12 protein-coding genes are annotated in these 9279 nt (G+C 71.5%); 7 read left to right on the top strand and 5 right to left on the bottom strand.

Annotated features, from left to right (window positions below; genetic code table 11):
- On the top strand, positions 1–356 hold a 356-nt coding region (locus IR155_RS12020; protein ID WP_135115062.1), incomplete at its 5' end, for an FHA domain-containing protein.
- A gap of 115 nt (positions 357–471) precedes the next feature.
- Positions 472–1206, top strand: a complete 735-nt coding sequence (locus IR155_RS12015; protein WP_406916804.1) for a hypothetical protein — start codon at positions 472–474, stop codon at positions 1204–1206.
- A gap of 11 nt (positions 1207–1217) precedes the next feature.
- Here the strand turns inward: IR155_RS12015 and IR155_RS12010 are convergent, their stop codons facing one another.
- The gene (locus IR155_RS12010; RefSeq protein WP_135115061.1) at positions 1218–2129 is read right to left on the bottom strand and encodes an NAD(P)/FAD-dependent oxidoreductase; all 912 of its coding nucleotides are present in this window, start codon (positions 2127–2129) and stop codon (positions 1218–1220) included.
- A 62-nt stretch (positions 2130–2191) separates the two neighbouring features.
- Between IR155_RS12010 and IR155_RS12005 the strand changes: the two genes are divergently transcribed.
- Positions 2192–2692, top strand: coding sequence for a helix-turn-helix domain-containing protein (locus IR155_RS12005; protein ID WP_135115060.1), 501 nt, complete (start codon positions 2192–2194; stop codon positions 2690–2692).
- Here the strand turns inward: IR155_RS12005 and purB are convergent.
- Both purB and IR155_RS11995 read right to left on the bottom strand, forming a co-directional pair.
- Positions 2673–4055 (bottom strand): adenylosuccinate lyase, encoded by a 1383-nt coding sequence (purB, locus tag IR155_RS12000; RefSeq protein ID WP_135115059.1) that lies wholly within the window; start codon positions 4053–4055, stop codon positions 2673–2675. The genes IR155_RS12005 and purB overlap by 20 nt on opposite strands.
- 19 nt (positions 4056–4074) lie before the next feature.
- The gene (locus IR155_RS11995; protein WP_135115058.1) at positions 4075–4584 is read right to left on the bottom strand and encodes a low molecular weight protein-tyrosine-phosphatase; all 510 of its coding nucleotides are present in this window, start codon (positions 4582–4584) and stop codon (positions 4075–4077) included.
- Between the two features lie 155 nt (positions 4585–4739).
- Between IR155_RS11995 and IR155_RS11990 the strand changes: the two genes are divergently transcribed.
- Both IR155_RS11990 and IR155_RS11985 read left to right on the top strand, forming a co-directional pair.
- A complete protein-coding gene (locus IR155_RS11990) occupies positions 4740–5006 on the top strand; it encodes a hypothetical protein (RefSeq protein ID WP_135115057.1) in 267 nt (88 codons plus the stop codon).
- Between the two features lies 1 nt (position 5007).
- Complete coding sequence (locus tag IR155_RS11985) at positions 5008–6363, top strand: hypothetical protein (protein WP_135115056.1); 1356 nt, start codon at positions 5008–5010, stop codon at positions 6361–6363.
- Positions 6364–6367: 4 nt separating this feature from the next.
- Here the strand turns inward: IR155_RS11985 and IR155_RS11980 are convergent, their stop codons facing one another.
- Together IR155_RS11980 and IR155_RS11975 are read right to left on the bottom strand one after the other, a co-directional pair.
- Positions 6368–6763: a phage holin family protein gene (locus IR155_RS11980; RefSeq protein WP_135115055.1), complete on the bottom strand. Its 396-nt coding sequence runs from the start codon at positions 6761–6763 to the stop codon at positions 6368–6370.
- Positions 6764–6811: 48 nt separating this feature from the next.
- A complete protein-coding gene (locus tag IR155_RS11975; RefSeq protein WP_135115054.1) occupies positions 6812–7570 on the bottom strand; it encodes an IclR family transcriptional regulator in 759 nt (252 codons plus the stop codon).
- Positions 7571–7669: 99 nt separating this feature from the next.
- On the opposite strand from IR155_RS11975, the gene IR155_RS11970 reads away from it, so the two are divergent.
- Together IR155_RS11970 and IR155_RS11965 are read left to right on the top strand one after the other, a co-directional pair.
- A complete protein-coding gene (locus IR155_RS11970) occupies positions 7670–8323 on the top strand; it encodes a bifunctional 4-hydroxy-2-oxoglutarate aldolase/2-dehydro-3-deoxy-phosphogluconate aldolase (RefSeq protein WP_135115053.1) in 654 nt (217 codons plus the stop codon).
- Positions 8320–9264, top strand: coding sequence for a sugar kinase (locus IR155_RS11965; protein WP_135115052.1), 945 nt, complete (start codon positions 8320–8322; stop codon positions 9262–9264). The genes IR155_RS11970 and IR155_RS11965 overlap by 4 nt, the downstream gene beginning before the upstream one ends.
- Positions 9265–9279: the final 15 nt, after the last annotated feature.

Raw genomic sequence — 9279 nt, 5'->3', positions numbered from 1 at the left:
CGCCCGAGCCGCCTCGCGCCGCCCCGCCGGTGCCGTCGGCCGGGCAGCTGCGCTTCGACAACGGCGACGTGGTCGCCATCCACGGGCCCGGCCTCGTCGGGCGCGCGCCCCGCGCGGCGGAAGACGAGCTCGTGATGCATCTCGTGCCGATCGCCGACGACACCCGCTCGATCTCCAAGACGCATTTCGCCATCGGCATCGACGCTCAGGGCCTTTTTGTGAGCGACCACGGGTCGACGAACGGCACAAGCATCCTGCGCGCGGGTGGCGTCATCGCGGCCCCGGCCGACGCGCCGGTGCGCCTGGTGGCGGGGGACAGGATCGTCTTCGGCGACCGCTTCGCCGACGTGCTCTGACGCCCGCGGCCGACGCGATTTCCCGCGGCGTGGCAATATGTCACATAAGGGGGATGGAAAAGTGACAGAAATGAGTCCGTCGACAGGTGCGTTCGACGAGGTCGAGGTAAATACGATGCCAGGTCGATTCGCGCCTTTGCGGGTTGAATTCGCCGGCGAATGGATCGAGGTTCCCGCGGGGCGTCCGTTCGTGATCGGCCGCGAGGGCGATCTCGAGATCGACGACAACCAGTACCTTCACCGGCAGTTCCTCGAGCTCCAGTACCACGACGGTCTGTGGTGGCTCGCGAACGTCGGATCGCGCCTGGCCGCGACGATCTCGAGCGCGGGCGGCGCCGTGCAGTCGTGGCTGTCGCCGGGCGCGCGGATGCCCGTCGTCTTCGCGCAGAGCGTGATCGTGTTCACCGCCGGCCCCACGACGTACGAGCTGACGCTGTACACCGAGGAGGCGCAGTACGCCGTCTCCAGCCAGATCGAGGCGTCGATGAGCGGTGAGACCACCGTCATGCCGGTGAGCTTCACGCCGCTGCAGAAGCTGCTCATCGTCGCGCTCGCCGAGCCGATGCTGCGCCGTGAGGGCGTGAGCATGAGCGAGCTTCCGTCGTCGAGCGCCGCGGCCCAGCGCCTCGGCTGGACGATGAGCAAGTTCAACCGCAAGCTCGACAACGTCTGCGACAAGCTCGACCGGATGGGCGTGCAGGGCCTGCGCGGCGGTCCGGGCAAGCTCGCCACGAACCGCCGCGCCCGCCTCGTGGAGTACGCGGTCACGTCTCAGCTCGTCACGCGCGCCGACCTGGCGCTGCTCGACGACGAGGCGCTGCGCAACCAGAACGAGAACGACGAGGACTGACGCGGGCGGCCTCAGCCGGCGAGTTCCGCGGCGACGAGGTCCTGCACGATCATCGCCGCGGCGGTGAGTCCCGCGGCGATCGACAGGCCGACGGCGTGCATCGGCCCTGGCAGTCCCGGGCCGACCGCGCCGTCTCCCGCGGCCGAGACGCCGGCGACGCTCGTGCGCCCGAACGCGTCGACCTGGATCGCGCCCGAGGCGTGCATCTCGAGGCCGAGCTGCTCGGCGAACGGCGCCGACTGACGCCACGCCGTGGCGGTCAGCAGCCCGCCGACGGCGAGGGTGGATCCATCCTCGAAGCGCACAAGGGCGCCGTCGCCGGCGGGCTCGACCGACGCGATCCGCTCGGTCCTGACGGAGGACGAGCGCTTCTCGAGCTGAGCCGCGACGGCCGGATCGACCGGGTCGCCGTTCGACAGCACGACCGTCGCGGCGGCGATGGGGCCGAGCATCGCCGCCATCCGCGGTGAGTGGTCGCTCATCCCGATCAGACCGACGGTGGTGCCGGCGAACTCGTGGCCGTGGCAGAACGGGCAGTGGGCCGCGACCGTGCCGAACAGGGACTGCAGGCCGGGGATCGAGGGCAGCGCGTCGGCGACGCCGGTGGCGAGGATGACGTGGCCGGCGTCGATCCGGTCGCCGTCGGCGAGCGTGAGCGCGAGGGCGCCGGCCGCCCCCTCGATGCGGACGACCTCGCCCGCGCGCGTCGAGACGGTGTCGTAGGCCGCGAGCTCGCGCCGGGCGGCTTCGCGCAGCTCGGCGGGGCTGCGCCCGTCGAAGCCGATGAGATTCTGCATGTGCTCCACGGGCGCGTTTCGATATCGCCCGCTGTCGATGAGCACGGCCGTGCGGTGCATCCGGCCCAGCGTCAGTGCCGCCTGCAGGCCGGCCGGTCCTCCGCCGATGATCGCGACGTCGTACATGATCCCCTCTTCTCCGGCGCGGTCGAGTTGCGCCGAAGACGAGTGTGTGACTTCATGTCGACATGAAGTCAACTCCGTGGAGCGTCGGCGAACTCGCCGAGCGGTTCGGTCTCGCCACGCACGTGCTGCGGCACTGGGAGGACGTCGGCCTCCTCACGCCCGCGCGCGACGCGGCGGGGCGGCGACGCTATGGCGAGGCGGACGCGTACCGGGTCGCCACCATCGTCGCGAGCAAGGCCGCCGGCATGAGCCTCGACCAGATCCGGGCTCTCGTCGATACCGGATCGGCGGAACGGCACCGCATCCTCGAGACGCACCTCGCCGACATCGATGAGCAGATCGCTGCGCTCGAGCGTTCGCGTGCCATGGCCCGCCACGCCATGGAGTGTCAGGCGCACGACATCTCGAACTGCCCGAACTTCCGTGCTCACGTCGCCGACATCGTCAGCGGCGCGCGTATCGGGATGCCGTTCCCGCGCCACGCGGGCGAGCATCCGTCGGGGCCGCACGCGACGCATGAGGGCGCGGCGGCCACCCCGGAGCTCAGAGCTTCGAGCGCGTGAGCTGCTCGGCCAGGCCCGTGTAGGTCGCCGGCGTCAGCGCCAGCAGGCGCTGCTTCGCCTCGTCGCCGATCTCGAGGCCCTGGACGAACTCGGCGAGATCGGCGGCGCCGACACGACGGCCGCGGGTGAGGTCCTTGAGCAGCGCGTACGGATCCTTGATCGTCGAGCGCCCGGCCGTGACCTCGGCGCGCACGACGGTCTGGATCGCCTCGCCGAGCACCTCCCAGTTCTGGTCGAGGTCGGCGAGCAGCACGTCGCGCGAGAGCGAGATCTCGCCGAGGCCGCGCGTGAGGTTGTCGAGCGCGAGCAGCGAGTGGCCGAACGCGACGCCGATGTTGCGCTGCGTGGTCGAGTCGGTCAGGTCGCGCTGCAGGCGGGAGGTGACGAGCGTCGATCCCAGCGAGGCGAGCAGGGCGCCCGAGAGCTCGAGGTTCGCCTCGGCGTTCTCGAACCGGATCGGGTTGATCTTGTGCGGCATCGTCGACGATCCGGTCGCCCCCGCGACGGGGATCTGCGCGAAGTAGCCGAGCGAGATGTACGTCCAGATGTCGGTCGCCAGGTTGTGCAGGATGCCGCCCGCGTGGCGGACGCGGTCGTAGAGCTCGACCTGCCAGTCGTGCGACTCGATCTGCGTCGTCAGCGGGTTGAACGTCAGGTCGAGCGACTCGACGAAGTCGCGCGCGATGTTCGGCCACGCGACCTGCGGCGCCGCGGCGAGGTGCGCCGACCAGGTGCCGGTCGCGCCCGAGAACTTGCCGAGGTACTCGCTGCGCTCGACCTGCGCGAGCACACGCTCGAGGCGCCATACGAAGACGCCGAGTTCCTTGCCCATGGTGGTGGGCGTCGCCGGCTGGCCGTGCGTGCGGGAGAGCATCGCGGCATCCGCGTGCTCGAGCGACAGGTCGCGCAGCTTCTGGATGACGCCGCGGAAGGCCGGCAGCCAGACGTCGTTCACGGCGCGCTTGACGGTGAGCGCGTACGCGAGCGAGTTGACGTCCTCGCTGGTGCACCCGAAGTGCGTGAGCTCGGCGATCCGGTCGAGGCCGAGGGCGCTCAGGCGGTCGCGCACGAGGTACTCGACGGCCTTCACGTCGTGGCGGGTGACCGCCTCGCGCTCGGCGAGCCAGTCGATCTCGGCCTGGCCGAAGGTGAGGTACAGCGCGCGCAGCTGGTGCTTCTCATCCTGCGTGAGCGGCGAGCTGCCGAACAGTGAGTGGTTGGTCAGCGTGATCAGCCACTCGATCTCCACCTCGACGCGGGCCCGGTTCAGACCCGCCTCCGAGAGGTACTCGCCGAGCGGTGAGACCGCGGCCTGGTACCGGCCGTCGAGCGGGCTGAGGGGCTGGGGGGGAAGCGCGGTCACGCGGGACCTCCGGTCGGGGTCAGTGGGCGGATCGAGGCGGCCGGATCGCCGGTTCGAGTTGGCGGAACAGCGCCCTGCTGGCGCTCTCGATCATAGCGAGCGCATCGTCGAACGCCCGGTCGTCGGCGTAATAGGGGTCGGGCACATCCGGCGCGGCGGCAGCCGGATCGTACGAGGTCAGCAGCGAGATCCTGTCGCGGTGCTCCTCGCGGTGCGCCCAGTGGCGCAGGATGCGCTCGTGCGTGCGGTCGAGGGCGATCACGAGGTCGTTTTCGTGGAAGGCGGTGACCGTGAACTGCTTCGCGCGATGCGCTGATCCGTCGTACCCGCGGCGCTCGAGCGCCGCGAGCGTGCGCTGATCCGCCCGCTCGCCGACGTGCCAGTCTCCGGTGCCCGCGCTCGTCGACCGGACGCGGTCCGCCACCCCGGCGCGCTCGGCGAGATCACGGAAGACGACCTCGGCCATCGGGGAGCGGCAGATGTTGCCGGTGCACACGAACACGACGCGGAAGGGATCCGGATCGGTCATTGCTTCATTCTGCCCGCGCGGGGCGCTCCTCACAGCCGCTCTCCGCGGTCCCTCTCGCGGCGGTGGGTCGTCCACAGGGCGCCGCACCGCCCCGGTCGCCCCGGTTCCGCGGATGAGCGCGGGTGCAAGAACGGCCCTGGCGGGACAGTTGACGCATGACATCGATAGACGCATACGCGCTGACGGTCGAGGCCCGCATGGCGCTGGAGACGGCGCAGACCCATCTGGCCGCGGCGAGCGACCGCCTGTCCGGCGTGCGCCTGATGGTCGCGTGGGATGCGCCAGCCGCGCGCGCCTTCCAGGATGCGGCGTTCGCGCAGTGGGTCACCGCAAGCGCGCTCGCCGGATCGTGCGCGGCGACCGCCCAGGACGTGCTCGCCCGCGCCCTGCGGTTCGCCGACCGCGTGGTCCCGGAGCCCTGAGATGTCCGACATCGCCTCGGGCTATGTGATCTGGGTCGACACCGCCTCGCTGCGCGGTGCGGCGGGGCAGGTCGATCTCGCCGTGGCCGAGCTCGAGCAGGCGTACGCCGCGCTGCGTGCCGCCGAATGGGCGACGCCCATCGCCATGGGACCGAGTGACAGCGCCGGGCTGGCGACGGTGGCCGTCGAGCTGCGCGACCGCGTGGCGGGTCTCGCGTCCGCGCTGCGCTACACGGCCGACGTGTACGAGGCCGCGGACGCTCTGTGGCACATCGAGCGATTCGGCCACGCGCCACCCACGGCGCGCGCGAGCGGGGACGCGCTCGGCGACATCCACGCCCAGTACGAGGGCACGGGCCGCGATCCCGTCGCGGAGGCGCAGGCGCTGCTCGACGAGCGGGAGGAGAACTGGGACGACGAGCTCCTCGCCAACGCCACCCTCGGCCTGCCGTACCTCACCGACTGGCTGCCGGGCACGAACTCGCCTCGGGAGGTGGGACAGCAGGTGTTCGACACGGTGACCGCTCTCGGCTTCGGCGTGATCCCGCCGGGATCGACGCTGCGACCGGATCCGACTCCCGGGGACTACTCGACAAAGAGCGAGGCCCTTCGGCAGGCCGAGGCGCGGCCCCCGCAGAAGGTCGCCGACTTCGTGGATCGCATCCCCGACGACCCCCGCACCAACGTGCGGGTGGAGGTCCACACGTTCCCCGACGGCCACAAGGAGTACGCCGTGTACGTCCGCGGCACCGAGGACATGATGCAGGACGGCGACTGGAACCTGCTCCCCGGCGAGGAGGACGGCATCGAAGCCCTCGACGGGAACTCCAACTTCGACCTGTATGGGCGGACGGAGGGCGAGTCGTACCGGGCGGTCGAGCAGGCGCTGCGCAACGCCGGAGCGCAGCCGGGCGACATCGTGCACGGCGCCGGGCACTCGCAGGGCGCGATGATCATCGAGTGGATGGCGATGCAGGGGACGTACGACTTCCGCACCGTGGTGTCGGTCGCCCCGCCCGTGCAGGCGATGCTCGGCGAGGAGACGCGACACATCACGCTGCGCTATGACGACGACCCCGTCGCGGGGCTGGCCGGCGCGGGCGTGCCCGGAGCCGCGGGAGGGCCCGGCAGCGTCGTCGTCCGCGACGTGCACCACCCCGGCTTCGGCGACCCCGGCGACCTCGACCAGCTGATCGAGCCGCACGCGCTCGAGGGATACCGCGAGCTCGCGCGGGATGCCGACGCCAGCGGCGACCCGCGGATCACCGGCTTCCACAACGAGGTGGCGCGACTGAACGAGGCGACGGAGCGCCAGGTGTCCGACTCCTACATCAGCCGGACGGGAGAGCCCGGGTGAGTGCTCAGTCCTTCTTCTTCTGCGGCCGCAGGATGATCCCGAACAGCCAGTTGATGACGCTGATCAGGAACGCCGCGACCACACCCCACCAGAAGTGCTCGACGGTCAGCCCCCAGCTCCAGGCGCCGGTGATGACCGCCGTGAGCCAGAGCAGGAACCCGTTGACGACGAGCGAGATGAGCCCGAGCGTCAGGAGATAGATCGGGAAGGCGACGATCTTGATGATGGTGCCGACGATCGTGTTCACCAGGGCGAAGATCGCGGCGACGACGAGCAGCGTGAGCACAAGCTGCAGGTCGCCACCCGGGGAGAACGGGGTCACCGACACCTGCAGTGCGGGGATCAGGGTGACGACCCAGATGGCGAACGCGTTCACCACGACGCGGACGAGGAAGCGCATGCCCGCATCCTTGCAGACGCGGGCCGATCACTCGAGGGAGTGCGGGCGTCAGGCGGGAGAGCCGACCAGGCGGGAGATCTCGGCGGCCGCGGCGATCGCGGCGTCGGCGAACTGCTCGATGGACGTGCCGGGATGCTCCAGTTCGATCGACGAGATCGACAGGCCGTGCGTGACCGCACCCGTGTGGTCCCGGATCCCGGCCGACACGCAGACGGTGCCGAACTCGTTCTCGCCGAGGTCGGTGGCGAAACCCCGCGCGCGCACCCGGGCGAGCTCCGCGCGAAGCGCATCCAGCGTCGTGATCGTCTGCGGGGTGCGGGCAGGCAGCCCCACGCGGGATGCCAGCTCGGCGACGCGCTCCTCGGGCCACGAGGCGATCACCGCCTTGCCCATCCCGGTGCAGTGGAGCGGCATCCCGTGACCGACGCGCGACTTCATCTGATACGGCTTCGAGGCATCGCGGCGGATGAGGTAGACGATCTCGCTGTCGGTCGCGACGCCGACGTGCACCGTGCAGTCGACCTCGGCGACGAGGCGGTCGACGATCGGCGCGGCGACGTCGGTGATGTCGACGGAGGAGAGCGCCCGGCCGGACAGGGACAGCAGTGCGGGCCCGGCGCCGTAGCCGCGCTCGCCGTCCCCCGCGATGAAGTTCGTGGCGATGAGCGTGGCGAGGACGCGGTGAACTGTGGCCTTCGGCAGCCCCGTCGCGGCGACGATGTCGCTGAAGCGCGAGTGGTCGAGCGCGGCCGACAGCACGGCCAGGGTCTTCTCGCCGGCGCTCAGGCGCTCCTTGAGGTCCGTCATGCCGCATCTCCCACCTGGCGCTGTCGCCCCGAGCTCGTATAGTGGATTATAGAACTCGGTTTCGCCTGGCGGAACCACGGGACGGCCACGGAGGTCCACATGAACACCACCCCGACGACGAGCGTGCTGGACGGCCAGGCGCTCGTGCCGCTCGCGGCCCCGGCCGACGCGGCGCAGACGGCCGCGCTGCGCGACGGTCTCCTCGGGGGCGGGCTGCACATCGTCGAGGTCGGCTTGCGCACTCCCTACTCGATGACGGCGCTCGGGGAGCTCGCCTCCCACGGCGAGCTGATCGTCGGCGCCGGCACCGTGTTCGACGCCGCTCAGGCGGAGGCGGCACTCGACGCCGGCGCCCAGTTCCTCGTCACACCCGGCTACGCCGACGACATCGTCGAGGTCGCCCAGCGCCGCGGTGTCCCGATCGTTCCGGGCGTCGCCACGGCGACCGAGGTGCTGCGCGCGCGCCAGGCCGGGCTGCGGTTCGTCAAGCTGTTCCCGGCCAACGTCCTCGGCGGCCTCACGCTGATCGACGCGCTCAGCGCGGCCTTCGGCGACATGCGCTTTATGCCCTCCGGGGGCGTCTCGCAGGCGACGCTCGCCGAGCACCTCGCCCACCCTGCCGTCGCGGCCGTGAGCGGCAGCTGGCTGACATCGGGGGCGATGCTCGACAAGGGTGCGGATGCGGTCGCGGAGGCCGTCCGCGCGTCGGTCGAGATCGCGGGCTCGGTCGCCGAGGGCGGCAACGGCGCATGAGCGGGCTCGTCACCGTCGGCGAGAGCCTCGCGCTCGTCTACTCGCCGCGGGCGGGAGGCTTCGACACCACCGCCGACGCCACGGTCAGCTTCGGCGGGGCCGAGAGCAACGTCGCGATCGCGGCCGCGCGGCTCGGTGCCGAGGCCACGTGGATCGGGCGGGTCGGCGACGATGCGTTCGGCCGCCGCATCATCCGGGGCATCCGCGGCGAAGGCGTCACGGTCGAGGCGAGCGTCGATCCGGTCGCGCCGACCGCGCTGATGATCAAGGACCGCCCGTCGCTCGGCCGCACCCGCGTCGTCTACTACCGCGCCGGCAACGCCGGCAGCCGGATCGCTCGCGAGGACGTGCCGCACGAGCATCTCGCCGGGGCACAGATCTTCCACTTCACGGGCATCGCGCTCGCCCTGAGCGCTGCGTCCGCCGAGACGGTGCTCGCCGCGGCGCGTGCGGCGAAGGAGGCCGGTGCCGCCGTCTCGTTCGACATCAACCACCGCTCGAAGCTGTGGAGCGCCGAGGAGGCAGCGCCGGCGTACCGCGAGGCGATCGCCCTCGCCGACATCGTCTTCGCGGGCGACGACGAGGCAGCGATCGCGGTCGACGCGGGCGCACCGGCCGAGCTGGCGCAGCGCATCGCGGACCTCGGGCCCCGCGAGGTCGTCATCAAGCTCGGCGAGCGCGGCGCGTACGCGCTCGCCGACGGCCGCGCGCACGAGCAGCCGCCGTTCCGCGTGGAGGTCGCCGACACGGTGGGCGCGGGCGACGCGTTCGTCGGCGGCTACCTCGCCGAGCGCCTCGCCGGCCTCGGCCTCGAGGACCGGATGCGCACAGCGGCGGCGGCGGGAGCCTGCGCCTGCCGCGGCGACGGCGACTGGGAGATGATGCCCACCCGGCGCGGCATCGCGGAACTCGTCGCGGGCGGCGATCCGGTCGCCCGCTGAAGTGCGCAAGACTCG

Source organism: Microbacterium paludicola, from assembly GCF_015235415.1.
GTDB classification, from domain to species: domain Bacteria; phylum Actinomycetota; class Actinomycetes; order Actinomycetales; family Microbacteriaceae; genus Microbacterium; species Microbacterium paludicola.
This window is presented reverse-complemented; position numbering and strand designations above follow the sequence as displayed.